Below are 26,633 nucleotides of genomic sequence, written 5' to 3' on the forward strand. Positions count from 1 at the left end.
GCCACGAGTCGGCATACGCCACCGGGGCGCAGTTCGTCGTAGATGGCGGACTCACCAGTTATGTCCCGGTGAAGATCTAGACCTGAAGCTACCCGAGCACGGGAAGCAACAGCCGCGACGACGAGCGCACGGTGTTCAGGCTGGACGTGCCGACACTGGCATGCCGGAAGTTCATGATTGCCGGCGTCGAGGGGTCTTGGTCGTCGCTGGTCAGCGTCAGCCGAATGCGGTGGCCCGCCTTGAACCGGCGGGCGTTGGGAACCAACGGGATTCGATACTCGACGTCCTCTCCCGGGGGCACCGCTTGCGGGTTGCGGCAGGGTAGCACCGGCGCGCCGGGCCGGCTGGCCGCGTCGTCGACCTCGCGCAGGCTGGCGCGCAACCAGCCCGCGGTCACGTCGCTCGTTTCCCCGTCGGGTGCCACGTCCTGCAGGGTCGCAATCCACGCGGTGTCCATCGCCGTCGCCGAGGCCACCAGCCGCAGCTCGATATCGCCGACCACGTCGACGTCCATGCTCAGCGGCGTGCTGGTCCACACCAGCAGCGACGGCGGATCGATCTCGCTGGGCTTGACGCGGCCAAGGCCCGACCCCAGCACCATGAATTCGCGAACGCCCGGCTCGCCCTCGTCGGCGTCCAAACCACCGTCGGCGCGCAGGGCCAACTCCCGATGCAATGCCTTCGGCGGCCAGGAGTCGGCGGTACGCCACTCGTCGGCGCCCGGCAGGAAGTAGCGGACCGGCGGCCCGTCGGTGATCCCGGTGTCGCGCCCCTTCAACCAGTGGTCATACCAGGCCAACGCCTCGGTGTGCATGCTTTCCCACGGCCAGGTCAGCCCGTACTCGCCGAGCATCCCCATCCGCACACACGTGGTGTCCGACAACGCGTTCCAAGCGGCGAAGGTCGATGGCAGGTGTAGCGGCACGTTCTGCCAATCACACCCCAAGTAGACCGGGATATCGATTTTCCTGAGCAGTGGCAACAGGTTTCGTTCCTCCCACCACTCGTCCCGCGTCGGGTGCTTGACCACCGCCTCCTGCCATAGTTCGTCCCATGGGTGCGGATTGTGTGGCAGCCTGAGCAATTGGCGCAGCATGGTTACCGCTGCCTCGCCGTTCATGGTCTCGAATTTCTTGTGGACGCCCGGAGTTTTGAGGACGCGCCGTGCCAACCCGACTGGCTTGCTGCGCCACAGCTTGTCGCTGCGGTCGGAGGTCAGGCCCATCATGGCCAGAAACGGGGTAATGAACGATGAACTCAACAGCCCGTGGTGGTTGGCGCCCTCGTACAGGTCGCTCGTCACGGCGAGGGGAAAGATCGCTTTGAGATGCGGCGGTCGCTCGACGGCGGCCTCCAGTTGGGTCATCGCGAAATAACTGATGCCGATCATGCCAACGTTTCCGTCGCACCACGGCTGAGCGGCGGTCCACTCCACCAGGTCGTGCACGTCCCGGCGTTCCTGCGCATCGAAGAAATTGAACGTGCCCTCGGAGCCGCAGGTGCCGCGTAGGTTGGCGATGACGTGGATGTAGCCGCGCGGCACCCAGAAGTCCGTTTTGCCGGCCTCGATGAAACCCGCCGGGGCGCCGAGGTCCTGCATCTGGCGCGGATACGGCGAGGCGGCCAACAGCGCCGGGAAGCGGCCGTCGGCGTCGGGCCGGTGAACGTCGGCCAGAAGCGTTGCGCCGTCCCGCATTCTGATCGCGGTGTTGATGTCGGTGCGCGACGCGTACTTCGGCTCGCTGAGGTTCCGGTATTCCCGGCCGGTGGTCTGCGGGCCATTGAGGGTGATCATAGTTTCACGCTACGTTGAAACTAGTCTCAACGCAAGGTGAAACTTCGGGTATGGTGGGACGGTGGCGCAGCGATCGATCACCCCCGGCCCGCGCGACGAGCGCGGCGTGCTGGCGGCGCGCATTCTGGCCGCGGCCCGCGACGAATTCGCCGAACATGGCTGGGCCGGCACGGCCATTCGTGCCGTCGCCCGTAGCGCGGACGTCGACCCGGCGCTGATCTATCACTATTTCGGCTCCAAGGAGGGCCTGCTCGATGCGGCCACCACGCCGCCGCAGAAATGGCTGGATGCGGTGGCAGCGACGTGGGCGACGCCCAAGGCCGACCTGGGTCGGCAACTGATCCGCACCGTGTTGGACACGTGGACCGACGAGGAGGTCGGGCCGATCCTGCGGGCGGTGGTGTTGACCGCCGCCCACGAGGACAAGACCCGAGACAAACTGCGGCTGATCGTCGAACGCGGACTGATCGGCGGTTCCACCCTGGGCGCCGACGAGGACGAACGACTGCGGCGCAGTGGTTTGATCGCCACCCAGCTGATCGGCTTCGCACTGTTGCGCTACGTCTGGAAGATGGAGCCGATCGCGTCGATGCCCGAGGATGAGGTGGTGGCGGCGATGGCGCCGAACCTGCAACGCTATGTCGAGGGCGACATCTCCTAGCAGTTAACGCGACCCGGCGCGGCCAGCCGCGACAATGATCGGATGCGTCACTTGCGCCCCGCCCTTGCGTTAGCGGTCGCGGTCTCCGGGATCGGGACCGCCCAGGCGAGTCCAGATGTCCCGGCGGTAAGTGATGCGGCTCGCGCCGCCGGGTTCGTCGACGTCCGCACCGCGGTCCCCGACGCCATCATCGACCTGCGCTACGCGACCACTAACAACTTCACCCACACGCAGCTGTACCCCTCCGACGCCCGATGCCTGGTGCACCAGTCGATGGCGTCCGGACTGGCGACGGCCGCGACGGCACTGCGCCCGCAGGGGCACCTGCTCGTGTTCTGGGACTGCTACCGGCCCCACGACGTCCAGGTCAAGATGTTCAACGTCGTGCCCAACCCGGCGTGGGTCGCCCGGCCCGGGCAGTATGCGCACAGTCACGAGTCGGGGCGCTCAGTGGACTTGACGTTGACGACGACGCAGCAGCCGTGCGCGTCCGGGCTGCACGCCGGGGGGCTCTGCTTGGCCGACATGGGCACCGACTTCGACGATTTCTCCTCGCGCGCAAACGCTTTCGCAACCCAAGGGGTCAGCGCCGACGCCCAGGCGAACCGGGCCGCGCTGCGGGACGCCATGAAGTACGGCGGGCTCGCCCCCTACTCCGGGGAGTGGTGGCACTTCGATGGCCCCGGTGCCGCGGTCGACCGTCCGATCCTCAGCGTGCCGGTGGACTGATCTCATATATTGAGATATCCATTTCAAATTATGGATTCACGGATACGCTTCAGGCATGACGGACGAACGCGGGACCACCTACACGCACGGGCACCACGAATCGGTGCTCCGCAGTCACCAGCGGCGGACCGCGGAAGATTCGGCGGCCTACCTGCTGCCCCACCTGAAGTCCGGCTCGTCGGTACTGGATATCGGATGCGGGCCCGGGACGATCACCGCTGACCTGGCCGCGCGTGTCGCACCGGGACTGGTGACGGCCGTCGACCAGTCGGCCGACGTGCTCCGCGTCGCCCGAGCGGAGGCCGAGCAGCGTGGCCTGGTGAACGTGTCGTTCGCGACCGCCGACGTGCACCGGCTGAACTTTCCGGACGGCGCATTCGACATCGTGCACGCGCACCAGGTGCTGCAACACGTCGCTGACCCGGCGGGGGCACTGCGGGAGATGAAACGGGTGTGCGCACCCGGGGGCGTCGTGGCGGCCCGGGATGCCGACTACGCGGGCTTCGTCTGGTTTCCGCAGTTGCCTGCGCTGGAGCTGTGGCGCGAGCTCTACGAGCGGGCCGCTCGGGCGAACGGCGGCGAACCCGATGCGGGGCGGCGGTTGCTGTCCTGGGCCCAGCAGGCGGGTTTCGCCGACGTGACGCCGACGGGCAGCCTGTGGTGCTACGCGACGCCGGCGACGCGCGAATGGTGGGGCGGCATGTGGGCCGACCGGATACTGCACTCGCGGGTCGCGCGAGACCTGCTCGATCTGGGCCTGGCGACGACCGCGCAACTCGAAGAGATCTCCGCGGCGTGGCGGGAATGGGCCGCGGCGCCGGACGGCTGGATCGCCATCCCGCACGGCGAAATCCTCTGCAGGGTGTAGCCGATCGAGGACCGAGTGCGCATGTTTCGCCAGGTCAGCCATGTGGTATTGGCATTCTCTTTTTTTGCAAGTACGTTATTCATCGATGGATAACGCTGCTCAGACACCATCCGGCATTCCGCTTGCGCCGGTGTACGGCCCGGGGGACGTAACGGCGTCGCCTCCGGCGCCCGGGGAGTTTCCCTTCACCCGGGGTAACTTCGCGTCCGGCTACCGGGGCAAGCTTTGGACCTTCCGCCAATACTCGGGGTTCGGCACCGCCGAGGAATCCAATCGCCGTTACCGCTACCTGCTGGAGCAGGGCGGGACCGGGCTCTCGGTGGCGCTCGACTTGCCCACCCAGTGCGGGTATGACTCCGACGATCCGGAGTTCGGCGAGGAGGTGGGCCGAGTCGGCGTCGCGGTCGACACCCTGGCCGACTTCGAGATCCTGTTCGACAACATCCCGCTGGACAAGCTCAGCACCAGCATGACCATCAACGGAACGGCGGCGATACTGCTGGCGTTCTACGTCGCCGCCGCCGAGAAAAAAGGAATACCGCGGGCCAAGCTCACCGGGACCATCCAGAACGACATCCTCAAGGAGTACGCCTCGCGCGGGACCTGGATCTGGCCGCCGGAGCCGTCCCTGCGCCTGATCGCCGACACCATCGAGTTCTGCGCCGCCGAGGTGCCGAGGTTTAACGCGATCTCGGTGGCGGGGGCGCACTTCCGCGACGCGGGGGCCAACGCGGTGCAAGAGATGGCGTTCACCCTGGCCGACGGGGTGACCTACTGCGACACCGTGGTCGAGCGCGGCCGCATGACGATCGACCAGTTCGCGCCGCAGATTTCCTTCTTCTTCTACACCCACGGCGATTTCTTCGAGGAGATCGCCAAATATCGTGCGGGGCGGCGCCGTTGGGCCACCATAGTGAAGGAGCGCTACGGGGCGACGACGGACAAGGCGGCCATGTTCCGCTTCGGCTGCGTCTGTGGGGGCGCATCGCTGTACGCGCCGCAGGCCCACAACAACATCGTTCGGGTGGCCTACGAGGCGATGGCCGCGGTGCTGGGCGGGGTCCAGTCGATGTTCACCGCGGCCTGGGACGAGCCGTTCGCCCTGCCCACCGAGGAAACCACGACACTGGCGCTGCGCACCCAGCAGATCCTGGCGCACGAGACCGGCGTGGCCAGCGTCGCGGACCCGCTCGGCGGCTCCTACTTCGTCGAGGCGCTGACCGATGCCACCGAGGCCCGCATCATCGAGATCATGGATGACCTGGAGCGGCACGGCGGAATGGTTCATGCCATCGAGGACGGCTACCTGCAGGGCCTGATCGCCGACGAGGCCTATCGGGTCCATCAGGACATCGAGTCCGGTGCCCGGCCCGTCGTCGGGGTCAACCGGTTCGTGACCGAGGAGCCGGAACCGGATGTCGTGACGTACGAACTGGACGCGGAGGGCCGCGATCTTCAGCTCAAGCGACTCTCCAAGGTGAAGGCCGAAAGGGATTCGGCCGCTGTCAAATCCAGTCTCGCGGCACTTTCACGCGCCGCCGAAGGAGACGACAATCTGATGCACAGGCTGGTCGACTGCGCCAACGCATACTGCACGGTCGGTGAAATGGTCTCCGCGCTCAAGGCGGTGTGGGGCGAATTCCAGCAACCGGTGGTGTTCTAGTGGCCGCCCGGATCCTGGTCGCCAAGCCCGGGCTGGACGGACATGACCGCGGCGCCAAGATCGTCGCGCGCACGCTGAGGGATGCCGGTTTCGAGGTGATTTACACCGGGATCCGGCAACGCATCGAAGACATCGCCTCGATCGCCGTCCAGGAGGATGTGGCAGTTGTGGGCCTGAGCATCCTGTCCGGTGCTCACCTGGCGCTCACCGCGCGCACCATCGAGGCACTGCGTGCCGCCGACGCCGCGGACATCGCGGTCGTGGTCGGGGGAACGATCCCGCACGCCGACGTGCCCAAGCTGCTGTCCACCGGGGCGGCCGCGGTGTTCCCCACCGGGACATCGCTAGACGTCCTGGTGCGCGAGATCCGCGCATTGACCGGCACCCCCGAACCCGTTGTGGAGGACCAGTGCGCGTCGGAGTGATGATCGGCGCCGAGCGCGGCGGCATGGCCCGCAAGGTGGACAAGCTGGCCTCGGACATCGAATGGGCCGAATCCGCCGGACTGGACACCGCGTGGATGCCGCAGGTGCCCGACGACTTCGACTGCCTGACCATGGTGTCGCTGATGGCCGCGCACAGCTCGCGCATCGAGCTGGGCACCGCGGTGGTGCCGTTGCAGGCCCAGCATCCGATCGCGCTTGCCCGCCAAGCGCTCTCGACGCACGCCGTGGCCGGTGGACGGTTGGCGCTGGGCGTCGGACCGTCGCACCACTGGATCATCCGGGACATGCTCGGACTGCCGTATGAGAAGCCGGCCGCCTACACCCGCGACTACCTGCAGGTGCTCAACGCCGCGATCGCCGGGCCGGGACCGGTCGACGTCGAGAATGATTCGTTCACGGTGCACAATCCACTGGCGATCGGGGCCGATACCCCGATGCCGGTTCTGATTGCCGCGTTGGGGCCGGTGATGCTGCAGATCGCCGGTGAACTCGCCGACGGCACCGTGTTGTGGATGGCCGACGAGCGGGCCATCGGTGACCACATCGCACCCAAGATCACCAAGGCCGCCGCGGATGCCGGACGCCCCGCGCCGCGGATCGTCGCGGGCATCCCGGTATGCCTTTGTGCGCCTGGACAAGTCGACGAGGCCAAGGAGCGGGCCAACCGCATCTTGGGCGAGGCCGAGGTGTCGCCCAACTATCAGCGCCTGCTCGAACGTGGCGACGCCCGCGATGTCGGCGATCTGTGCGCGGCCGGCGACGAGGGCGCCATCCTGGCCCGGATGCGCCGCTTCGCCGACGCGGGTGTGACCGACCTGTCGGTGCGGCTGCTGCCGATCGGCGCCAACCGCGAGGAGCTCATCGCCTCCAAGCGCCGTACGCGCGAGATGATCGCCTCGCTCGCAACGGAACTGCGGTGACCTCCGTTGGGCCGCTCGAGGGGATACGCATCCTCGAGGTGGGCACCATGCTGGCCGGCCCGTACGCAACCATGTTGCTCGCCGACCTGGGCGCCGATGTCACCAAGATCGAGCCGCGCGGCGGCGAGATCTCGCGCGGGGTGGGGCCCACCTACTTCGCCAGCCTCAACCGCAACAAGGCCAGCATCTGTCTGGACCTGAATACCGACGCGGGACAGCAACGGCTTGGTGAACTGGTAGCGAAATCCCATGCGCTGCTGGTGAACTTGAAGCCGTCGGCGATCCGCCGGCTGGGCCTGACCTATGAGCAGCTGCGCGGCCACAACGAGCGGATCGTCTGTGTGGCGATCACCGGGTTCGGCCTACATGGCGGCGACGATCCGGCCTTCGACTACGTGGTGCAGGCGGGTTTCGGGATCGCCGCACTGACCGGCGACCCGGATGGCCCGCCGACGCTGCCCGGTTACTCGTCGGCAGACAACTCCACCGGAATGTGTGCGGCCCTGGGGCTGTTGGCCAAGATCGTCTCCGGTACCGGTGGGCAGGTCGACGTCTCGCTGCGCGACGTCATGCTGTCGCAGCTCAACTACCACGCCTCCGCGTACCTCAACGAGGGTGTCGAACCACAGCGACGGCCGTACGGCGCTCATTCGTATTACGTTCCGGCGCAACTATTTCCGACCGCCGACGGCTATCTGGCGCTGTTCATCACGCACGACGGCTTCTGGAAGTCGTTCGCGACCGAGGCGGGTATCGGCGGCTTCGAGACGATGGCCGAACGGGTGTCCCGCCGCGACGAGGTGCTCGCGGTGGTCACCGCGATGCTGGCGACGGACACCGCCGCCGATTGGGAACGTAGGCTGCGTCCGTTGGGGGTACCGGCGGCCGCGGTCAGGACGCTGCCCGAGGCGCTCGAAGCGACGCCCGAAATCGTGGTGACCGCAGGCGATTTCCGCCTGGTCGGGAGTCCGATCCACGTTTCGGATTACCAGCCCGAATATCGGCCACCGCCGGAGCTTCCCGACGGCTGAATCCGCCGAGCGTGAAGCTGTCCGCACGCTCGAGGTCGAGTGTGAAGCTAGCCGCACGTTGGCGGCTCAGTCAGGGCCGGACCGGGCCCCTGAGATGCGCCTCGGCGAGCTTGCGGAAGGCCGCCACCAACCGGCTGCGGTCCCCGGCTCGGGTCGCCAAAACGACGTGGCACGGCTCGATGCCTTTCAGCGGCACCGTCGTGATGTCGGGCCGCAGGGCGGTGCCGTGGAAACCGGCCGTGATGGCCACCGCTTGCCCGGATGCGATGACTTCGAACTTGTCCTCGAGCGCGTCGATGAACGGTCCGTCGGGTGCGCGGCGACCATCGGGCCGGGGATCGATCCGCCAATAAGCGCTCCAGGCCGGGTCGGAGTTCCGCACGCGCGGCATGGGCTCGTCGGCGATGTCCTCGAGCGTCACGAAATCCCGGCCCGCAAGGCGGTGGTCGACGGACAACGCCAGCACGCGGGGCTCGTCGTAGAGGATCGTCACGTGCAGCCCATCGGTCGGAAACGGTAGCCGGGTGACCACCGCGTCCACGCGATGCCCGAGCAATGCCTCCAGAGCCTCGCCCCAATTCAGGTGCGAGACTTGCACTTCCGCGTCGGGGTGTTCGCGACGCATCTCGCGGACCGCCGGGGTGACGATCATGCCGGTCGTGTATCCGACCGCGATGCGGGTGGGCTGGGCGGCGGCCCGGGCCTGCGCAGCGGCTTGGGTGGCCGAACGCAGCAGGGCCTTGGCCCGCGGCAGGAACACCTCACCCGCCTCCGTGAGGCGGGTGCCTTGGGGCGTGCGGTCCAACAGACGAACCCCGAGTTGCTGCTCGAGGCGGCGGATCTGCCGGCTCAACGATGGTTGCGCGACCCGCAGCGCGCTGGCGGCTCGGCCGAAGTGTCGGTGTTCGGCGACCACGACGAAGTATCCGACCAGGCGCAGATCGAGATCGAATACCGGCGATGCCGATTCGGTCATGTGCTCAGTGTAACTACACCGTCGACCGCCCTGCCTCCCCAAATCCGCCGCTGAAATGCGGTGATGCCGATCTGGCATCGCGTGATGTGAAACAGGTCTTGGACAGTGGGTGCGCGGCGGCCGTTGACTTGGAATCGCGAAATCTCAGCAAGTGAAGGGATCATCATGCATGTCTTTGTGACCGGTGCGAGCGGACACATCGGCTCGGCCGTCCTCGACGAACTGCTGAAGGCCGGGCACGACGTCACCGGACTGGCCCGCTCGGACGAAGCGGCTGCGTCAATCGCTGCGAAAGGCGCGAGAGTGCACCGGGGCGACCTCGACGACCTCTACGGTTTGCGTTCCGCGGCCGCAGCATCCGACGGCGTCATCCACCTCGCGTTCAAACACGATTTCGACGACTTTCTTGGCGCCGCGGAGACCGACCTGCGCGCGGTGCAGGCCATCGGAGAGGCGCTCACCGGATCCGACCGGCCCTTCGTCAGTACGTCGGGGACCCTGCTGCTCTCACTGTCGGCGCACGACGGTTTTGGCACCGAAGAGGACACGCTGCCCGGCGGGCCGCGAATCGACTCGGAGAACGCGGTGATCGCGCTGGCCGAAAGCGGGGTGCGATCCTCTGTCGTCCGGCTCTCCCCGTTGGTGCACAGCGAGCTGGACCGTCACGGCTTCGCCTCGCACCTGATCAACACCGCCCGCGGCACGGGCATGTCCGCCTACATCGGTGACGGGGCGAACCGCTGGCCCGCGGTCCATACGCTCGATGCCGCGCACCTTTACCGGTTGGCGCTCGAAAAGGCGCCCGCGGGAACGCGTTTGCACGGGGTGGCCGACGAAGGCGTGCCATTCCGCGACATCGCCGCCGTGATCGGCCGCCATCTCGATGTGCCTGCGGTGAGTATTCCCGCCGAAGACGCCGGCCACTTCGGCTTCCTCGCGGTGTTCGCGGCTTTAGACAACCCGACGTCAAGTGCCCTGACGCGGAAGGTGCTCGACTGGCAGCCCGAGCACGCCGGACTGCTCGAGGATCTCGATGCCGGCCATTACTTCGGTGAGTGAGCGACGCCGTGGCTGAATATGTGGTCGACGCGGCACGAAAGGTGCTGGGACCGGTGGGCGTGTGCCTGCCTGTCTCGTTCACCAGCCCACCGTCCATCCATCTGCAACGTGAGGCGGTGGGCCGGCTAGAACGGGCCGGATACTGCACCGTATGGACCAACGAGGTCATCGGGAAGGACGCCCTGGTACAACTCGCCACGCTGCTGGCCGACAGTGAGCGGATGGTGTTCGGCACTTGTATCGCCAACATCTGGGCTCGGGCGCCCCAGACCATGCATGCCGCGGCCGCCCAACTGGCACAGGCGCACCCGGGCCGCATCGTGCTCGGACTCGGCGTGGGCTATCCCCAGCAGGCGGCCAGCGTCGGCAAGGAGTTCGGCAGCCCGCTGGCGACGATGCGTGACTACCTGGAGCGGATGGGCAGCCCCACCTGGCCACCGGCGCCGGACGCGGGCTATGCCCGCATCGTCGCCGCCAACGGCCCGAAAATGCTTGCGCTGGCAGCTGAACTCGCCGACGGGGCGCTTCCGGCCGGCCTGCCCACGGAGTTCACCGCCCGGGCCCGGCGGTCACTCGGACCGGACAGGCTACTGGTCGTCGGACTTTCGGTGGCCCGCGACATGCAGGCCGCGCGGAAAGCCGTCTCTCCGCGGCTCGCCGTGCCGTCCTACACGTCCGGGCTCCTGGAGTTGGGTTACCCGGACGAAGACATCGAGGTGGTGAGTGACCGGCTGATCAACGCGCTTGTCGCTCATGGCGATTCGGTGCATATCGTGGACAAGGTGCGCGATCACTTGGCCGCCGGGGCGGACCACGTCACGCTGCTGCCCACCATGGGCGGCGAATTCGCTGCCGGGATCGACCGACTCGCTGAACTGGGTCCGGCGCTGGCCGAGCTCTAGTTACGACATGTCACCGGCGGGAACAACCGCCGACACCACCAGCTGCAGGTACGGGCGATAAAGATTTACCCCGTCGAGTTGACTGCCAAGGGTGACACCGTCGTTGACGGCAAGGATGACTCGGGCCAGAGCATCGGCCGGCATCGTGAGGGACGCCCCGAGTCTGGCCACGTTCTTGGCGATGAAATCGGCCAGCGAGCGGACGGTCTCCAGTCGCTGTGCGGCGAGCCTGTCGCGAGCCTCCGGGCTGCGCAGCAAGAACAACGTGAGTTCGTAATTGAGCGCGGCACGGTTCGGATCATTGCTGGCCTGGCTCCACCGCTCGGCGAGTTCGTCGATATCGATGTCACCGAGCCGGCTGAAGGACTGGATGATTTCGGTGAAACCGTCGAGGAACCGTTGTCGTTGACGGTCGGTGACCGCAAGAAACAACTCTTCCTTTGCGCCGAAGTGGGAGTAAATCGCACCGCGGGTATACCCGGCCGCGTCGGCGATGTCCTCGAGCGCGGCCCCGCTCAGACCCTTGCGTGCGAAGATCTCCTCCGCGGCATCCAACAACAGGCCGCGGGTGTGCTCGAGGCGTCGCTCCCTGGTCCACCGTTCCGCCACCGGCCCATCCTCCCACATCGCAGCACGCCCGTGGCTGTTTATCAGTTGTGGTCCGACGAAAAAGACTGTCGCCCAGCGCAATTGACACCAACCGCACTGTTGGAGACGCCTTTCTCTCTCGGCCATGCCCATATCGCCCGGATCCACGGGTGTGATACGCCCCACTTTAATACATGGTTGTATATCTAATACATACACGTATATGGTGACACCCGTCACACGAAGCGGATGCCGCAATCCGCTCGAGTCCGACCGTCACCACGATGAGGAGATCGGCATGAGTCAAGTGACCCGACCGGGAGAGTGGGTGGAGCGCGACGCAGGTTTAGGGCTCGACCAGCGCGACTTCGACGCCTTCAACATGTCCATCTCGACCGATCGCTACACGTCCCGCGACTACGCCCAGCATGAGCACGAGCGCATCTGGATGCGGGTGTGGCAGATCGCCGGACGAGTCGACGAGCTTCCGAATGCGGGTGACTGGAAGCAGTACCGGATTCTGAACCAATCGTTCGTGATCGTCCGTGGCAAGGACGAGAAACTGCGCGGATTCGTCAACGCCTGTCGCCATCGCGGAAACATCCTGTGCAACGCCGCCGCCGGAAATGCCAAGCGCGGCTTTCTGTGCCAGTACCACCTTTGGTCATACGACCTGGACGGCAAGCTGCGCGGGATGCTGCGAGAGAACCTCGCCGGCCCGATCGACAAGAACGAAAACTCCCTCTTGGAAGTGCCGGTCGACACCTTCGGCGGATTCATCTTCGTCAACCCGGATCCAAATGCTCAGCCGCTCAGCGACTTCCTCGGCCCCGACGTCATCGAACTGCTCGCCCCGTACCACCTCGCCGACATGGTCACCGTGATGAACGTCCGCGAGAGCTTGGAATGCAACTGGAAAGTTGTCATGGACGCCTTCGAAGAGGGCTACCACATCAACGGCATCCACCCGCAATTGCTCAGCGTGCTCGTGATCGATCCAACGACCGCCCGATACCGGTTCTTCGAAAACCACAGCGTCGCGGTGGCCCCGTTCGAAGTGAAGGGTGCCAGTGCAGAAAAGCAGGTCGAGGGCATTATGAACCTGCCGGATACCTTCCCCTCGACCGTCGCTGTCATGCCCCGCTTCCAAGAACTCGTCGCCGAATACCGGGCGCCGGACGGCTCGGTCGAGTTCCCCGAGGGCGTCACCGCGCGCAAGCTGCTTCAGCGGGCCACCCGCGACACTCTGGCCGGCATGGGTCTCGACGTCAGTGGCCTCACCGACGACCAGATGAGCGACAACCAGGGCTGGGTGCTGTTTCCCAACTACTTCATGACGATCCGCGCCGGCGAATGTCATGTCATCATGGCCGTGCCCCATCCGGACGGCGACCCGAACCGCTGCATCTGGCACGTCAGCAGCTACATGTACCTGCCAGCGGAACACCGCGACGCCTTCAGGGTCCCGCTGACCGAGGTCGAGGAGCCGGGCAGCTACAAGTATTTCGAAGCGCTGCAACAGGATTACGAGCAGATGCCACGGCAGCAACTCGGACTGCGCAACAGCAGGCTCGACCACATGTCGCTGGTCAAAGAGGAAGTCGTCATCGGCCATTATCACTCCGTGGTGGACCGCTACATGGCCAATGGCGCGGTGAACCGGGAGGAAGTCCAATGAATATCGACGAACGCATCGCCCACCACCGCCGGATGGCCGAGGCCTACCGCGACGCCTACCTGCGCCAGGGAGTCCAGGACGGCGAAGCGTTCGCCGACGCTTGGAAATTCGCCGACGACGGCATCTACGTATCGCCGTATTTCACCGGCGATCAGGTGTTCAAATTCAGTGAGTTCCCCGAGGACACCGCACGCGCTTCGACGATGGAGGCCAAGGCCTACTCGCTGACCTTCCCGGACTGGAAACCCGCCGACTTCAAATACTGGCCGGCCGAAAACGGTGTCGTCATGAAGACGCGCTGGGAAGGCCACACCAAGGACGGCGTCCGGATGGGCTTCTACTCATACAGTTTCATCGAAACCAACGATGTGGGGGAGTTGACGCGCTGGGAGACCCACGTCAATGACGAGTACAACGCGTTCCTGGACGTCGCCATCGGAGTGCACGGTCCGTTCCACGGCACTGGGGAGTACGTCGAGGCGCTCGAACGATGCCTGGCGAAAGCCGGGGTGTCGGTGTGAAGGTTTTGCTCAAGGTCGAGGACGTCATCGGCGCGCACACCGGCCGATCCCGCGCGGTTCTGCAGTACTGCACCGTCACGAGACGTCTGGTCGACGAAGCGAAGAAGCCGGGCTTCTCGGCGGACAGTTGGGGGCCGCTGGCGGAACTGGTCGCAGTCGACGAGTTCGAACGAGTCGGCGCCTTCAAAGAGGTGATGAAATGGCCGGACTATGTCGAATTCCTCACCAACTGGGCGACGTCGTCGAAGTGGGAGTGCTCGTTCAAACACATCACCGAGTCCGGCGGTCGGGTGTTCCTCGAGCTCGAGGAGCGCAGCGAAGTAGGCGATTTCAGCAGCGTGGTCAATTCGCTATCGGTATACGACTTCACCGACGATGACAGGATTCGTCACATCGACCTCTACTTGCAGATGACGCCGCCGCAACCGGAGATGTTCAAAAGCTCTGAGGGAGTGGAACTGCCGCAGTGAAGGCTGATGACATCGACAAGAGAGACTTCTTCACCGACAACGAGTTGCTCGCCGATCCATATGGCTATCTCGCCGCGATGCGCGAGGAATGTCCGCTGCGGCGCGAGCAACACCACGACGTGGTGATGGTCACCGGTTACGACGAGGGCGTCGCGATCTACAACGACACCAAAAAGTTCTCGTCATGCATCTCGGTGACAGGCCCGTTCCCGGGGTTCCCCGTCGCGCTGGACGACCGGGGCGACGAGGACATCAGCGAGCTGATCGCGGCGCAGCGGGGCGAATTACCGTTCAACGATCAGTTGCCGACCTTCGATCCACCGGTGCACACGGCGCACCGGGCGTTGCTGTCCCGGATGATCACTCCCAAGCGGCTCAAGGAAAACGAAGAGTTCATGTGGCGCCTCGCCGACCGTCAGCTGGACGTCGCTCTGAGCGGCGAACGGTGCGAATTCATTGGGGATTTCGCCTCCCCATTCGCGATGCTGGTAATCGCGGACCTGCTGGGTGTTCCCGAGTCGGATCACGAGGAGTTCCGTGCCGCGCTGCTCAGCGAGGCGGGCACGATCGGCAGCAGCGAGGGTGACACCATGCGTCATTCGCCGCTGGAATACCTCTATGGCAAATTCACCGCGTACATCGAGGACAGGCGGCGAACTCCGCGCGGCGACGTGCTGACCGGAGTCGCGTCCGCCACCTTCCCGGACGGCAGCACGCCGGAGGTGATCGACGCGGTGCGCGTAGCGGCCAATCTGTTTGCGGCCGGGCAGGAGACGACGGTGCGCCTGCTCAGCGCCGCAGTGATGATGCTCGCCGAAAGCCCGGAGCTGCAAAGCAAGTTGCGTGCCAACCGCGAACTCATCCCCGACTTCATCGAGGAGGCCTTGCGCTACGAGAGCCCGGTGCGCGGTGACTTCCGGTTGTCGAAGTGCCCGGTGGCTGTCGGCGGGATCGACCTTCCGGCAGGCACCACCGTGATGCTCGTCAATGCGGCGCTCAATCGTGACCCGCGCAAATTCCCCGAGCCAGACGTGTTCGACATCCACCGTCCCAACGCGCGCAGCCATGTCGCGTTCGGTCGCGGTCCGCATGCCTGCCCCGGAGCACCGCTGGCACGCACCGAGGCGCGGGTCAGCATCGAGCGGATGCTAGGCCGCACCAACAACATTCGCATCGACGAGGACAAGCACGGCCCTCCCGGCGACCGCCGGTACCGGTATCTGCCCACGTTCATCTTGCGGGGGCTCACCCGGCTACACATCCGATTCGAGTAGTGCGATGCCGTTTCAGGGAACAACCGCAATCGTGACCGGCGGGGGCATGGGACTGGGTTTGGCCATCACGGAGGCGCTCGCCGCGCGCGGCACCAAGGTTGCGATGTTCGACGTCGCCGCCGAGTCGGTACAGACGCAAGCGGCTCGGCTGAATCGAAACGGCGCCGATGTCAGGGGCTACGTCGTCGATGTATCCGACCGCGCGCAGGTCGAGTCCGCGGTGTCCGAGGTACGCACCGAGCTTGGGCCGGTTCTGATCCTGGTGAACAACGCCGGCATTGAGCAATTCGGCAAGTTCGCCGAGATCAGGGACGAGCAGTGGGACCGCGTCATGGCGGTGAACCTGCGTGGCCCGTTCATCTGCACGCAGGTGGTGCTGCCCGACATGCTCGACGCTCGCTGGGGCCGGATCGTCAACATCTCGTCGTCCAGCGCCCAGGGCGGTCAGGCACGGATGGCCGCCTACGTCAGCTCCAAGGCCGGTGTGATCGGGCTGACGAAGAGTTTGGCCTTGGAACTAGGCCCGAAGGGCATAACCGTCAACACGATTCCGCCCGGCATGGTGGTGACACCGATGCTCGAGAAGGCGATCGCCGAGGGCAGGTTTACCGCTAGCCTGGAGCACTTCGCGAGCATCACGCCAGTGCGCAGGGCCGGCCGGCCGGAGGATATCGCCAACGCGGCGGTGTTCCTGTGTCAGGACGAATCGTCGTACATCACCGGGCAAGTCATCGGCGTCAACGGAGGACGGAGAACATGACCGACGAGGACAGCGACCTGCGGCAAACGCTGACTCCCCTGGCCGCCGACCAGTGGGGCGACGCCGAGTATGCGGCCTTCGGTGTGCTGCTGGGTATTCCGGGGGACAGGGTGCCGCGTGCCGGTTCGGGACACGCCATGGACCCGCTGAAATTCGACATCATCGGTCTGCTTGCTCGCCACCCCGAGATGGCTCGAGCCTTTCTGACCTTCAACGGCTTCCTGCTGCGGCGGGGCGAGCTGTCGCCGCGCCTGCGTGAGTTGGCGATCCTGCGTGTCGCCAACACCCGCCGCTCGGCCTTCTTCTGGGGCGAGCACACCAGACTGGCGATCGACAGCGGCGTACCGGAGGAGGACATCGCGAGGCTCGCCGAAGGCAATGAGGGGTTCTCCGGCGCCGACTTGCTTGTGCTGGAGGCGACGGACGAACTGCTCAGCGACGGTCGTGTTGACGGCGGGATCTGGGAGCGGCTGGTCGCCGCACTCGATACCCACGCCGCGATGGAATTGATCTTCGTCGTCGGCACATACACCATGTTGGCCATGGCCTTCCAGACCTGGGGCCTCGCTCCTCCGCCTGGGAGCGCGCCGCTGCCAGGCCCAGCACCGCGTTAGGTTTCGCAGTGATGGACCTGCAGCGAGTCGGCGACGAACTCGAAATCACTGCAGTGCTCCACAGATACGCTCGCGCGCCGAACGTGAAACTGCTTTCACGTTCGCACTCGGCCGTGAAGTTGGTTTCACGCTCGTGTTGACATGCCTGGGCCGCCCTACGGCAGCTTGGCGAGTTGCTTCTCCTGATAGCGCCGGGCCCACTCGGCGCGCGACCGGATCGACACGTCCACGTCAACCGCATTGGCGCGCAACGCTTTCACGGTTGCCCGCTCGCGGGGCGTTCGCGCGAACGGATTCCAAGTGAAGAACCGGCAGGCGTTGCCCCAGGTGATCTTGTTGATGTCATTGTCGTCGGCACCGGCGGCATTCAGCTCCGCCAGCACCTGCTCCGGCGCGTCCGGCCAGAAGCAGTCCGAGTGCGGGTAGTCACATTCCCAGGCGATGATGTCGATGCCGATCTCGTGACGCAGCTTCAACGAAGTCTTGTCGGTGACATAACAGGCCAGCGAGTGTTCGCGGAAGACCTCGCTGGGCAGCTTGTCCCCGAAGTCGCGGCGCAGCCATTTCTGATTGGTGTAGTGGCGGTCGCTGCGGTCCAAATAGAAGGGGATCCAGCCGATGCCGCCTTCGGAGAACGCGAATTTCAGGTCGGGGTACTTGCGCATGGCGGGTCCCCAGAGCAGGTCCTGCGCGCACATCGCCGAGACCTGGGTGGCCAGGATGATCAGGTTGTCGATCGGCGCGTCGGGGGCCATGCTGATCGCCCCGAATCCGGTGCCGATGTGCAGGCACATCACCACGTTCTGCTCGGACAGCGTGCGGAACACCGGTCCCCAGTACTCGTCGTCGTGATAGCTCGGAAGTCCTTCCAGGTGCGGCAGTTCCGGCATGGTCACCGCCCGGCAGCCCTTGGCTGCCACCCGGCGGATTTCGGCGCACATCGCCTCCGGGTTCCACGTCGGTAGGATGGCGATCGGAATGAATCGATCCGGGTAAGAGCCGGCCCACTCGTCGATGTGCCAGTCGTTGTATGCCGAGACCATCACCAGGGTCGCCTCCTCGCGGTGCATGTTGAGGTGACGCGCGGAGAAGCCGGTGAAGGTGGGGAAGCACATCGAGGCCAGGATGCCGTTGCGGTTCATATCCCGGACGCGTTCATGGACGTCGTAGACGCCCGGGCGCATTTCGGCGAAACCGGCCGGGTCGCGACCCCATTCGTCGGGCGGCCACGACACCACCGCGTTGAGCCCGCTCACACCCTGCGGCCTGCCCTGGTACATCCACTGGTCGATGCCCTTGTCGTCGACCACGACGATCGGTGCCTCTGCCTTGTACTTGGCGGGTACGTGGCGCAGGAACATGTCCGGCGGCTCGACCACATGGTCGTCGATGCTCACCAGGATCAGGTCATCGACGTTCATGACGCTTAGCGGCTCCGCTCGCTCGTCGTCTCGAACAGTTTCGGGATGGGCGCGGGATCCAGCTGCAGGGCGTCGGACATGTTCAGCTGCCCGGCGTTGGCAACCATGTTGTCCAAGATCGTTTGCAAATCATCGCCTTCGAGTTCGTAGATGGCGACATAGGGGCCCTGCCCGTCGATCGGGCGCAGCCGGCGAGCCGCGACGATTCCGTCGAGCGCGAGCAGTTCGGGTATGTGTACTTCGTCGTACCAGGTGTTGTATTCCTGTTCGCGCTCAGGCGAACTGGGCCGGCTCTCGACGTACATGATTCCCTTGGCCATGTCGCCACCTTTCTTCGGGCGCTACTCGTAGCGCACCGTGACCGAATCCGTGTCAGGCACGCCCTGGCACGTCAGAATGTAGCCCTCGGCGACCTCGTCATCGTCGAGAGCGTCGTTGACCCGCATGGTCGCGTGGCCCTCTTCGAGCTTGGCCATGCACGTGCCGCAGTTGCCCGCCTCGCAACTGAACGGCGGCTCCAGTCCGGCCCGCCGCGCGCTCTGCAGGAGCGTCTCGCCGGGGACCAGCGGCACCGAGACCTTCTTGCGGTCCATGTGGATGGTCACCGTTCCCGCCCCGGAGCCGTTTGACGGATCTGTCACCCGTGGGGTCTCCTCGATGCTTCGGGTGACTGTCATCGTCACCGCCCCTCCCGTACTTGCATTCTTCACTATAGAGAATACTATTCTCACAGAGCGATAGGATCTTCTCAAGTGTGCGCGGATGTCAGGTCAGCCCGGCCTGTCAGGGAAGGACGGGACGTGCCCGAGCCGGCCGCGGTCGTGTTCGAAGACCGGCGACTGAGCCTGCCCCAGCTCGACGCGCTGGCCGACGGCTGGGCCGCGAACCTGGCCAAGAGTGGTGTCACAGCCGGTCAGCGGGTCGCGCTGATGGCGTCCAACCGGCCGGAATTCGTCGCCGCTGTGCTTGGGATTTGGCGGCTGGGGGCGACGGCGGTACTCATCAGCCCGGCATGGAAGCGTGACGAGGTCGATCACGCACTGGGGCTGACGGAACCAGCCCATGCCGTCGGGGATCATCCGGTGTTGGCCGGCATGATGCCGATGCTGCACCTCGACGAGCCGGTCGCAGCGGGGGAGCCATTGGCCGGGCAGCCACCGCCACCGTCGGACGCCGTGCTGGTCTTCAGCTCCGGCACCACCGGCCTGCCCAAGGCGGTCCGGCACACCCACGCGGCGCTGGGAGAGGCCGTGCGGCACTGGCGCGAAGCGTTGCGGCTGACGCCACGCGACCGGATCCAAATCGCCACGCCGCTGTCGCACATCCTGGGACTGCTGAACGTTCTCACGGCGCTGCGCACCGGCGCCCGCGTGCGGCTACATCCCCGGTTCGACATCGACCGGATGCTGCATCACATCGAAAGCGACCGCATCACAATCGAAATGGCGGTCGCGCCCATCGCGCTGGCCATCGCCTCACATCCCAGGCTCGAGTCCTACGACCTGTCCTCACTGCGCTACATCATGTGGGGGGCGACCCCGGTCAGTGCCGACGTCGCGGAGGCCGTGACCCGCCGCACCGGCGTCGGCTGGGTGCCGGCGTATGGGACCACGGAATTGCCTGTCATCGCGTGCAATCCGATCGAGGGCGCCCGGTTGGACGCTGTCGGGCGGCCAGTGCCGGGCGTCGACCTGCGGGTGGTCTCGCCCGAGACGGGCGAACCGGTCTCCGCCGGTGAGATCGGCGAGATTCAGGCCCGGTCTTCGTCGCTGATGTCCGGCTACCTACCGGCCGAAGCGACCGCCGAGGTTATTCGCGATGGCTGGTACCGGACCGGCGACGTCGGGTGGATCGACACCGCAGGCTGGCTGCGAATCACCGACCGCCTCAAAGAAATGATCAAGGTGCGCGGCTTTCAGGTTGCGCCCGCCGAAATCGAGACGGTGCTGCACGGCCATCCTGCCGTCAAAGACTGCGCGGTGTTCGGCGTACCCGACGGAATAAACGGGGAAGCGGTCGTCGCCGCGGTCGCGACATGCGCACCCGTCGACGCCGCCGAGCTCACCGCCCGGGTCGACCAACGGCTGGCTTCCTACAAACACCTGAGCCGGGTGGTGTTCGTGCCTGATATTCCGCGCCTGCCGTCGGGCAAGGTATTGCGCCGAGTCCTAAAGGAGCGCTATGGATGTACGTCTGACGGCTGAACAACAGCAATTGCGCGACGCCGCCGCTAAGCTGGCCGACGACCTTGGGCCCTCGGCGGTCCAGGACCTCGACGACCAAAGCCGCATTGCGCGCCTGGACAAGCAACTCGTCGGGACCGGCTGGCGGTCGCTGCGGTCGGACGGCGCCTCGGGCGTTGAAGTCGCCATCGTCGCTGAGGAATTCGGACGCCGGCTGGTCGACACACCTTTTCTCGGCCCGGTGCTCGCCGATGATCTCGCCCGCCGCGTCGATGCCGACAGAGCCGGCGCGACGATCGCGGTCGCAGATCGCGCCGTCGACGCGCGCGGCGCCCGGCGGGCCCTGAGCCTTTCGGGCGGGCGGGTCCTCGCCGCCGATGTGCGGGACTTGACCGGCGGCGCGGATTTGACGCGGGCCGATGCCACAATCGCGGAAACGGCGGCGATACTGGGCGACGTCTCCGCCGACGTGGCGGAGCAATGGCGGGCGCTCGCGCTGGTTACCACGACGGCGGACCTGGTGGGCGTCGCGCGGGGCGCCCATGCGGTCGCGTGCGACTACGCCAAAATCCGGGAGCAATACGGCAAGCAGATCGGCTCCTATCAGGCGGTCGCCCACCTGCTCGCCGAAAGCCTTGCGCTGATTGAAGGTTCGATCAGCGTGTCGCGGCACGCCGCGTGGGCGGTCGACGAGCTGCCGCCCGCCGAAGCCGTCCGCGCGGCGCAGGTCGCCAAGGTCTACTGTGCGCGCGCCGCGAGAACCGTTTGCGAGACGGCGATTCAGGTGCACGGTGGCATCGGCAACACCTGGGACTGCCTGGTGCACGTCTACCTGCGCCGTGCCCTGACGTCGACCGAGCTGTGGCCCGTCGCCTTGAAGGAGATCGATCTTGGACTTTCGTGACTCGCCAGACGAAGCCGCCTTCCGGGAGCAGCTCAGGTCCTGGCTTTCCGTGCACGCCAAGGAGTTCTCCGGATCCGGCGACGAGTATTGGGCCCGTCAGGCGGAATGGCACCAGGCCCTGTACCGGGAGGGCTTCTTCGGGTTGGCGTTCCCCCGCGAATACGGCGGACAGGAGTTGCCGCCCGTATATGACGTCATCGTTGACGAGGAACTCGCTCGGGCCGGCGCCCCGCCACGGCCAAGCGTCGGCTACCTGATCTACGGGATCGGCCGTCATGCCAACGACGAAGTGCGACAACGGTTCCTGCCCGGCATCATCAACGGCACCGAGCGCTGGTGTCAGGGTTTCAGTGAACCGGGCGCCGGCTCCGACCTGGCCTCGCTCACCACCACCGCTCGGCTCGAAGGAGACACCTATGTGGTGAACGGGCACAAGATCTGGACCAGCTACTCCGACGTCGCGGACTGGTGCCTTCTGCTGGCCCGCACCGACCCAGAGGCCAAACGCCACCGCGGCCTGTCGGCGTTCGTACTGGAGATGAAACAACCTGGCGTGCAACAGCGCCCACTGCGCATGATCAACGGGGTGACCAACGAATTCGGTCAGGTGTTCTTCGACGGCGCCCAGGTGCCGGCCGACAGGATGGTCGGCGCGCCCGGTGACGGGTGGGCGGTCGCCATGACCGTGGTCGGGCACGAGCGCGAGCCGTCCACGCTCGGTTACGCCGCCCGGTACGGCAAGCTGGTGCGAAGCCTGTACGCCCGCACCGATGGCCCGGTTCCCGAGGAGCTCGCCTGGGCTGCGGTGCAGTCGGAGATGCTGACCCATCATGTCCGTCGGCGGTTGTCGGAGCAGCTCGACGGGCTCTCGCACGGGCCCGAAGGGTCGCTCGACAAGCTGCTGATGACCTGGGTCGAGCAATCCGTCGGCCATGCCGCGCTGGCGGTCACCGGCACCCGCGATGCGGACCTGCTCAGCGCCTATCTGTACAGCCGCGCGCAGAGCGTGATGGGCGGGACATCGCAGATACAAAAGAACATCATTGCTTCACGCATCTTGGGATTGTCGGAGTGATCGCGAGCGCGGGCGAAGCCCGGGTGAAGCGGGTCACGACCAGAGAAGGAGTGATCGCGAGCGCGGGCGAAGCCCGGGTGAAGCGGGTCACGACCAGAGAAGGAGCCTGACATGTACGACATGCCTGCCGAAATCGACGTCCAAGCCGACGGGCCGCTGCGGATCATCACCTTGAACCGGCCGGAGTCGCTCAATTCGGTCAACGACGATCTGCACGTCGGGCTTGCCAGACTGTGGCAGCGATTGACCGACGACCCCGCGGCTCGCGCGGCGGTGATCACCGGGGCCGGCAGGGCTTTTTCGGCCGGCGGTGATTTCTCGTATCTCAAGGAGCTGTCGACCGATGCCGAGCTGCGCGCCAAGACAATTCGGGACGGGCGCGAGATTGTGCTGGGCATGGCACGGTGCAGAATTCCCGTGGTGGCCGCGGTCAACGGCCCGGCCGTCGGGCTGGGCTGCAGCCTGGTGGCGCTGAGCGACATCGTCTACATCGCCGAAGAGGCCTACCTCGCGGATCCACACGTTCAGGTGGGGCTGGTGGCCGCTGACGGCGGCCCGCTGACCTGGCCGTTGCACATCAGCCTGCTGCTGGCCAAGGAGTTCGCGTTGACGGGCACCCGCATCAGCGCGCAGCGCGCAGTGGAGCTCGGGCTGGCCAACCACGTGGCGGCCGACCCCGTTGCGGACGCGATCGCCTGCGCCAGAAAGATTTTGGAGCTGCCCCAGCAGGCGGTCGAAAGCACCAAGCGGGTGCTCAATATCCATCTGGAGCGGGCGGTGTTGGCCAGCCTCGACTATGCGCTCTCCGCCGAGAGCCAGTCGTTTCTCACCGAAGACTTCCGGTCGATCGTCACCAAGCTGGCGGCGGGCAAGAACTGATCGCCGGTCACGCTCGCGGCGAGTCATGTTGGCGCAGAAAGTCACGCATGACGGAGTCGAACTTGGCCGGCTCCTCGATGAAGGGCATGTGAGCGCTCTCCTCAAAGAACACGAACCGTGAGCCGGCGATGCGCCGGTGCATGTCCCACATGTGTTCGGGCACGCATTCGTCGAACCTGCCCGCGAGGATGAGCGTGGGCAATGTGATCGCGGCCAACCGGTCGAACACGTCCCAGTCCCTGATCGTCCCGACGATGTGAAAGTCGCTCGGGCCGAACATCGTCTCGAAGATATCGGCACCCATGTTCGCGAAGGCTTCCAAAAGCTCTGGGGGCCATGGGCGTACGCGGCACAGGTAGGTTTCGTTCCAGGTGCGGATGGCATTCTGGTATTCGGCCGTGTAGGTGGTCCCGGCGGCTTCATGACGTTCGATGGCGGATTGCGTTGCGGGATCGAGCTCCGATTTCAGCCGCGCCACCATCTCCGAGAACTGCGGTATGGACGCGATGCTGTTCGAAATGGTGAGAGTGGCCGCCCCCGACGGCACGTCGAGCGCGTACTGCTGCGCCATCATCCCGCCCCACGAGTTGCCGAAGATGTGGAAACGGTTGAGGCGGAGGCCCGCTACGACGGCATCCATTTCGGCCACCGACCGTTGCATGGTCCACAGTTCGGGGTTCGACGGACACTCGGACTTGCCGCACCCAAGCTGATCCCAGTAGATGACTTCGCGCTCATCGGCCAACCGCTCCAGCGAACGCAGATAGGTGTGGGGCAGGCCGGGGCCGCCGTGCACCACCAGCAGGGGAAGGCCCGTTCCGGCGCCGACGCGCTTGAACCATACGACGCCGCCCGGGACCGCGATCGTTCCCTCCATTGCCGACGATGCCTCCTGGATTCCGCTCGCGAGAGACACAAATTCGCATCCTGCGATGCCGGTATATGCGATTTTGTGCCTGCTCGCGAGTTCACGGCTGCTTGCAACGCTGACTCTCGCAATGAGAGAATAGTGTTCTCATAAGCTGCGGGGGCTCTCGAGCACTCGCCACGCTCTCGCCGAAGTGGAGAAGACCGTGCCCGAAGCCGTCATTGTGTCCGCCCGTCGCACTCCCATTGGCACCGCCCGCAAGGGCACGTTGCGCGACACCAGCGCCTTTGACCTCGCGCACCACGTGGTCTCCGAAGCGGTGCAGGACCTGGACCCGGCGCAGGTTGACGACGTGATCCTGGGGGAGGGGCTCTACGGCGGCGGCGTGATCGCACGGCATGCGGCCATCACGGCCGGCCTGACCCAGGTGCCGGGTCTGGCGAACAATCGCCACTGCGCGGCCGGGCAGGCGGCGGTGCAGAGCGCGGCGGCAAGCGTGCGTGCCGGGATGGATCGGCTCGTCATCGCCGGCGGTGTGAACTCCGCCTCCACGTCCCCACGAGCCCGGATGCAGGTGGACGGTGAATGGGCCGACTGGTTTCCCCCGACCCATCCGGACAGTCCCGAGGCGCCGAACCTCGACATGTCGATCACGGTCGGCTGGAACGCCGCGGTCAAAGCCGGCGTGAGCCGCGAAGAGATGGATGCGTGGGCGCTGCGGTCGCACCGCAATGCCATCGCCGCGATCGACGAGGGGCGCTTCAAAGAAGAGATCGTCCCGATCGAAACGCCGCACGGCCTGTTCGCCGTCGACGAACACCCGCGCCGCGACACCACCATGGAAAAGCTGGCCGCGCTCAAGCCGCTGCATCCCGAAATCGAGGGCTTTTCCATCACCGCCGGGAATGCCTGCGGCACCAACGACGGCGCGGCGGTGTTGACGATCGCGAGCGACGAGCTCGGGTTACCGGCGCTCGCCATGGTGCGGTCGTGGGCGTCGGTCGGGGTGGACCCGGCGATCACAGGTTTGGCGCCGGTGGAGGCTATCCCGAAAGCTCTTGCCCGCGCCGGCCTTTCGCTGTCGGATGTGGACCTGTTCGAGATCAACGAGGCCTTCGCCGCAATGTGCGTGGCCACCGTCAAGCTGCTCGATCTCGACCCGGACAAGGTCAATGTCAGCGGCAGCGGATGCTCGCTGGGCCACCCGGTCGCGGCGACGGGTGCCAGGATGCTCGTCACGCTGGTCCACGAATTACGCAGCCGTGGCGGCGGAATCGCGGTCGCGGCCATGTGTGCCGGCGGCGGTATGGGGTCCGCCACCGTCATCGAGGTCCCAGCTCCCTAAATGGAGATCGCCGACTTGATCGCCGGCGCGCGCAACGGATCTCCGCGCGCGGTGGGTCGGCTACTTTCACTGGTGGAGGGCGAGCGCCGCGACGAGGTGCTGGCCGCCATCGAGCCCTCATCGGTGAGCGTTATCGGCATCACCGGGCCGCCGGGCGCGGGCAAGTCCACGACGATCGCCGCCCTGGTCGGTGCCTACCGCGAGCGGGGGGACCGGGTGGCGGTGCTGGCGGTGGACCCGTCTTCGCCGTTCAGCGGTGGTGCGCTGTTGGGCGACCGAATCCGAATGGCCGCGCATATCAACGACTCCGACGTGTTGATCAGGTCGGTGGCCACCCGCGGTCACGTCGGCGGGCTGGCGGCCGCGATCCCCGCGGCCATCCGGCTGCTGGGGGCGATCGGTTACCACGTGGTCCTGCTGGAGACCGTGGGGGTGGGGCAATCCGAGATCGAGATAGCCGCGGTCGCCGACCCCACCGTCGTCATCCTCAATCCCGGTGCGGGCGACGCGATTCAGGCCGCCAAGGCGGGGGTGCTCGAAGTTGCCGACATCGTGGTGGTCAACAAGGCCGACCGCGAAGGTGCCGAGCGGACCGTGCGGGATCTGCGGGAGGAGACTGATGCCCCGATCGTCAGCCTCATCGCCGCTCGCGGCGAGGGCATCGCGGAGTTGATGGCGGCCATCGAGGCCCACCACCGCGCCGACAGTCGTGCCCGCCGACTGGCCCGCGCCCGCGCGCAGATCCTGTCGCTGGCGCAAACCCGGTTGCGGAGCCGGCCGGATCTCGACCGACTGGCCGAAATGGTCGTCGACGGCGACCAGGACCCCTACTCGGCGGCCGAGCAGTTGCTGTCACCGACCGACGGTTCGCAGGACTGACAATCCTTCTTGTCCCCCGATTGGGGGAACCGGGATTCATCCCCTTTGCGGGCCGATCGGCGGAGGTCCGGCCGCGTCGATCTCCCTACGTTGATCTTGTGTACAACACGGCGGTCACCGCGAC

At 66.1% G+C, this 26,633-nt stretch carries 28 protein-coding genes; 21 read left to right on the plus strand and 7 right to left on the minus strand.

Features of this window, described 5'->3' with window-relative positions; genetic code table 11:
* Nucleotides 1–88: 88 nt before the first annotated feature.
* Nucleotides 89–1,795, minus strand: coding sequence for a CocE/NonD family hydrolase (locus tag A5697_RS09045; RefSeq protein WP_068009830.1), 1,707 nt, complete (start codon nt 1,793–1,795; stop codon nt 89–91).
* 76 nt (nt 1,796–1,871) lie between these two features.
* Here A5697_RS09045 and A5697_RS09050 point away from each other — a divergent pair, with 76 nt between their 5' ends.
* From A5697_RS09050 to A5697_RS09080, 7 genes are all read left to right on the plus strand, one after another.
* Nucleotides 1,872–2,456 (plus strand): TetR family transcriptional regulator, encoded by a 585-nt coding sequence (locus A5697_RS09050; protein ID WP_369806099.1) that lies wholly within the window; start codon nt 1,872–1,874, stop codon nt 2,454–2,456.
* Nucleotides 2,457–2,498: 42 nt separating this feature from the next.
* The gene (locus tag A5697_RS09055; protein WP_068009833.1) at nt 2,499–3,185 is read left to right on the plus strand and encodes a M15 family metallopeptidase; all 687 of its coding nucleotides are present in this window, start codon (nt 2,499–2,501) and stop codon (nt 3,183–3,185) included.
* Nucleotides 3,186–3,240: 55 nt separating this feature from the next.
* Nucleotides 3,241–4,053, plus strand: a complete 813-nt coding sequence (locus tag A5697_RS09060) for a methyltransferase domain-containing protein (protein ID WP_068009835.1) — start codon at nt 3,241–3,243, stop codon at nt 4,051–4,053.
* 85 nt (nt 4,054–4,138) lie between these two features.
* Nucleotides 4,139–5,716 carry a methylmalonyl-CoA mutase family protein gene (locus A5697_RS09065; RefSeq protein WP_068009837.1) on the plus strand — a complete coding sequence of 526 codons (1,578 nt, stop codon included), beginning with the start codon at nt 4,139–4,141 and terminating at the stop codon, nt 5,714–5,716.
* On the plus strand, nt 5,716–6,141 hold the full coding sequence (locus tag A5697_RS09070) for a cobalamin-dependent protein (protein ID WP_067948580.1): 426 nt from the start codon (nt 5,716–5,718) through the stop codon (nt 6,139–6,141). The genes A5697_RS09065 and A5697_RS09070 overlap by 1 nt, the downstream gene beginning before the upstream one ends.
* Nucleotides 6,126–7,082: an LLM class F420-dependent oxidoreductase gene (locus A5697_RS09075; RefSeq protein WP_067948579.1), complete on the plus strand. Its 957-nt coding sequence runs from the start codon at nt 6,126–6,128 to the stop codon at nt 7,080–7,082. The genes A5697_RS09070 and A5697_RS09075 overlap by 16 nt, the downstream gene beginning before the upstream one ends.
* On the plus strand, nt 7,079–8,113 hold the full coding sequence (locus tag A5697_RS09080; RefSeq protein WP_082953310.1) for a CaiB/BaiF CoA-transferase family protein: 1,035 nt from the start codon (nt 7,079–7,081) through the stop codon (nt 8,111–8,113). The genes A5697_RS09075 and A5697_RS09080 overlap by 4 nt, the downstream gene beginning before the upstream one ends.
* A gap of 70 nt (nt 8,114–8,183) precedes the next feature.
* Here A5697_RS09080 and A5697_RS09085 read toward each other — a convergent pair whose 3' ends face one another.
* Nucleotides 8,184–9,089, minus strand: a complete 906-nt coding sequence (locus tag A5697_RS09085; RefSeq protein ID WP_068009839.1) for a LysR family transcriptional regulator — start codon at nt 9,087–9,089, stop codon at nt 8,184–8,186.
* Between the two features lie 165 nt (nt 9,090–9,254).
* Between A5697_RS09085 and A5697_RS09090 the strand changes: the two genes are divergently transcribed.
* Nucleotides 9,255–10,148: an SDR family oxidoreductase gene (locus A5697_RS09090; RefSeq protein WP_068009841.1), complete on the plus strand. Its 894-nt coding sequence runs from the start codon at nt 9,255–9,257 to the stop codon at nt 10,146–10,148.
* A 20-nt stretch (nt 10,149–10,168) separates the two neighbouring features.
* Nucleotides 10,169–11,050 (plus strand): LLM class flavin-dependent oxidoreductase, encoded by an 882-nt coding sequence (locus A5697_RS09095; RefSeq protein ID WP_369806100.1) that lies wholly within the window; start codon nt 10,169–10,171, stop codon nt 11,048–11,050.
* Here the strand turns inward: A5697_RS09095 and A5697_RS09100 are convergent, their stop codons facing one another.
* On the minus strand, nt 11,051–11,659 hold the full coding sequence (locus A5697_RS09100; protein ID WP_068010030.1) for a TetR/AcrR family transcriptional regulator: 609 nt from the start codon (nt 11,657–11,659) through the stop codon (nt 11,051–11,053).
* A gap of 277 nt (nt 11,660–11,936) precedes the next feature.
* Between A5697_RS09100 and A5697_RS09105 the strand changes: the two genes are divergently transcribed.
* The 6 genes from A5697_RS09105 to A5697_RS09130 are packed head-to-tail and all read left to right on the plus strand — an operon-like array spanning nt 11,937 to nt 16,955.
* Nucleotides 11,937–13,316 (plus strand): SRPBCC family protein, encoded by a 1,380-nt coding sequence (locus A5697_RS09105; protein ID WP_068010031.1) that lies wholly within the window; start codon nt 11,937–11,939, stop codon nt 13,314–13,316.
* Nucleotides 13,313–13,837, plus strand: coding sequence for a hypothetical protein (locus tag A5697_RS09110; protein WP_068009845.1), 525 nt, complete (start codon nt 13,313–13,315; stop codon nt 13,835–13,837). Before A5697_RS09105 ends, A5697_RS09110 begins: the two co-directional genes overlap by 4 nt.
* Nucleotides 13,807–14,307 (plus strand): hypothetical protein, encoded by a 501-nt coding sequence (locus tag A5697_RS09115; protein ID WP_068009846.1) that lies wholly within the window; start codon nt 13,807–13,809, stop codon nt 14,305–14,307. The genes A5697_RS09110 and A5697_RS09115 overlap by 31 nt, the downstream gene beginning before the upstream one ends.
* Complete coding sequence (locus tag A5697_RS09120; RefSeq protein WP_068009849.1) at nt 14,304–15,581, plus strand: cytochrome P450; 1,278 nt, start codon at nt 14,304–14,306, stop codon at nt 15,579–15,581. The genes A5697_RS09115 and A5697_RS09120 overlap by 4 nt, the downstream gene beginning before the upstream one ends.
* Before the next feature lie 4 nt (nt 15,582–15,585).
* Nucleotides 15,586–16,341 carry an SDR family NAD(P)-dependent oxidoreductase gene (locus tag A5697_RS09125; RefSeq protein ID WP_068009852.1) on the plus strand — a complete coding sequence of 252 codons (756 nt, stop codon included), beginning with the start codon at nt 15,586–15,588 and terminating at the stop codon, nt 16,339–16,341.
* Nucleotides 16,338–16,955 carry a carboxymuconolactone decarboxylase family protein gene (locus A5697_RS09130; protein ID WP_068009853.1) on the plus strand — a complete coding sequence of 206 codons (618 nt, stop codon included), beginning with the start codon at nt 16,338–16,340 and terminating at the stop codon, nt 16,953–16,955. Before A5697_RS09125 ends, A5697_RS09130 begins: the two co-directional genes overlap by 4 nt.
* A 155-nt stretch (nt 16,956–17,110) precedes the next feature.
* On the opposite strand, the gene A5697_RS09135 is transcribed toward A5697_RS09130, so the two are convergent.
* From A5697_RS09135 to A5697_RS09145, 3 genes are read right to left on the minus strand one after another with little or no spacing between them, the layout of a single operon-like run.
* Complete coding sequence (locus tag A5697_RS09135; protein WP_068009857.1) at nt 17,111–18,376, minus strand: amidohydrolase family protein; 1,266 nt, start codon at nt 18,374–18,376, stop codon at nt 17,111–17,113.
* A 5-nt stretch (nt 18,377–18,381) separates the two neighbouring features.
* Complete coding sequence (locus A5697_RS09140; RefSeq protein ID WP_068009859.1) at nt 18,382–18,696, minus strand: DUF4286 family protein; 315 nt, start codon at nt 18,694–18,696, stop codon at nt 18,382–18,384.
* Between the two features lie 21 nt (nt 18,697–18,717).
* Nucleotides 18,718–19,053, minus strand: a complete 336-nt coding sequence (locus A5697_RS09145) for a 2Fe-2S iron-sulfur cluster-binding protein (protein ID WP_067948669.1) — start codon at nt 19,051–19,053, stop codon at nt 18,718–18,720.
* Between the two features lie 123 nt (nt 19,054–19,176).
* Here A5697_RS09145 and A5697_RS09150 point away from each other — a divergent pair, with 123 nt between their 5' ends.
* From A5697_RS09150 to A5697_RS09165, 4 genes are all read left to right on the plus strand, one after another.
* Nucleotides 19,177–20,580 carry a class I adenylate-forming enzyme family protein gene (locus A5697_RS09150; RefSeq protein ID WP_068009861.1) on the plus strand — a complete coding sequence of 468 codons (1,404 nt, stop codon included), beginning with the start codon at nt 19,177–19,179 and terminating at the stop codon, nt 20,578–20,580.
* Entirely contained in the window at nt 20,558–21,463 is a 906-nt protein-coding gene (locus A5697_RS09155) for an acyl-CoA dehydrogenase family protein (protein WP_068009863.1), read from the plus strand. Before A5697_RS09150 ends, A5697_RS09155 begins: the two co-directional genes overlap by 23 nt.
* On the plus strand, nt 21,450–22,538 hold the full coding sequence (locus A5697_RS09160; RefSeq protein ID WP_068009866.1) for an acyl-CoA dehydrogenase family protein: 1,089 nt from the start codon (nt 21,450–21,452) through the stop codon (nt 22,536–22,538). Before A5697_RS09155 ends, A5697_RS09160 begins: the two co-directional genes overlap by 14 nt.
* A gap of 111 nt (nt 22,539–22,649) precedes the next feature.
* Nucleotides 22,650–23,417 carry an enoyl-CoA hydratase/isomerase family protein gene (locus A5697_RS09165; RefSeq protein ID WP_068009868.1) on the plus strand — a complete coding sequence of 256 codons (768 nt, stop codon included), beginning with the start codon at nt 22,650–22,652 and terminating at the stop codon, nt 23,415–23,417.
* A gap of 7 nt (nt 23,418–23,424) precedes the next feature.
* Here A5697_RS09165 and A5697_RS09170 read toward each other — a convergent pair whose 3' ends face one another.
* On the minus strand, nt 23,425–24,294 hold the full coding sequence (locus A5697_RS09170) for a proline iminopeptidase-family hydrolase (RefSeq protein WP_068009871.1): 870 nt from the start codon (nt 24,292–24,294) through the stop codon (nt 23,425–23,427).
* A 196-nt stretch (nt 24,295–24,490) separates the two neighbouring features.
* Here A5697_RS09170 and A5697_RS09175 point away from each other — a divergent pair, with 196 nt between their 5' ends.
* A complete protein-coding gene (locus A5697_RS09175; RefSeq protein ID WP_068010033.1) occupies nt 24,491–25,630 on the plus strand; it encodes a thiolase family protein in 1,140 nt (379 codons plus the stop codon).
* Nucleotides 25,631–26,509: a methylmalonyl Co-A mutase-associated GTPase MeaB gene (gene meaB / locus A5697_RS09180; protein WP_068009873.1), complete on the plus strand. Its 879-nt coding sequence runs from the start codon at nt 25,631–25,633 to the stop codon at nt 26,507–26,509.
* The last annotated feature ends 124 nt before the right edge of the window (nt 26,510–26,633 follow it).

The organism is Mycobacterium sp. E3251, assembly GCF_001666835.1.
Lineage (GTDB): Bacteria > Actinomycetota > Actinomycetes > Mycobacteriales > Mycobacteriaceae > Mycobacterium.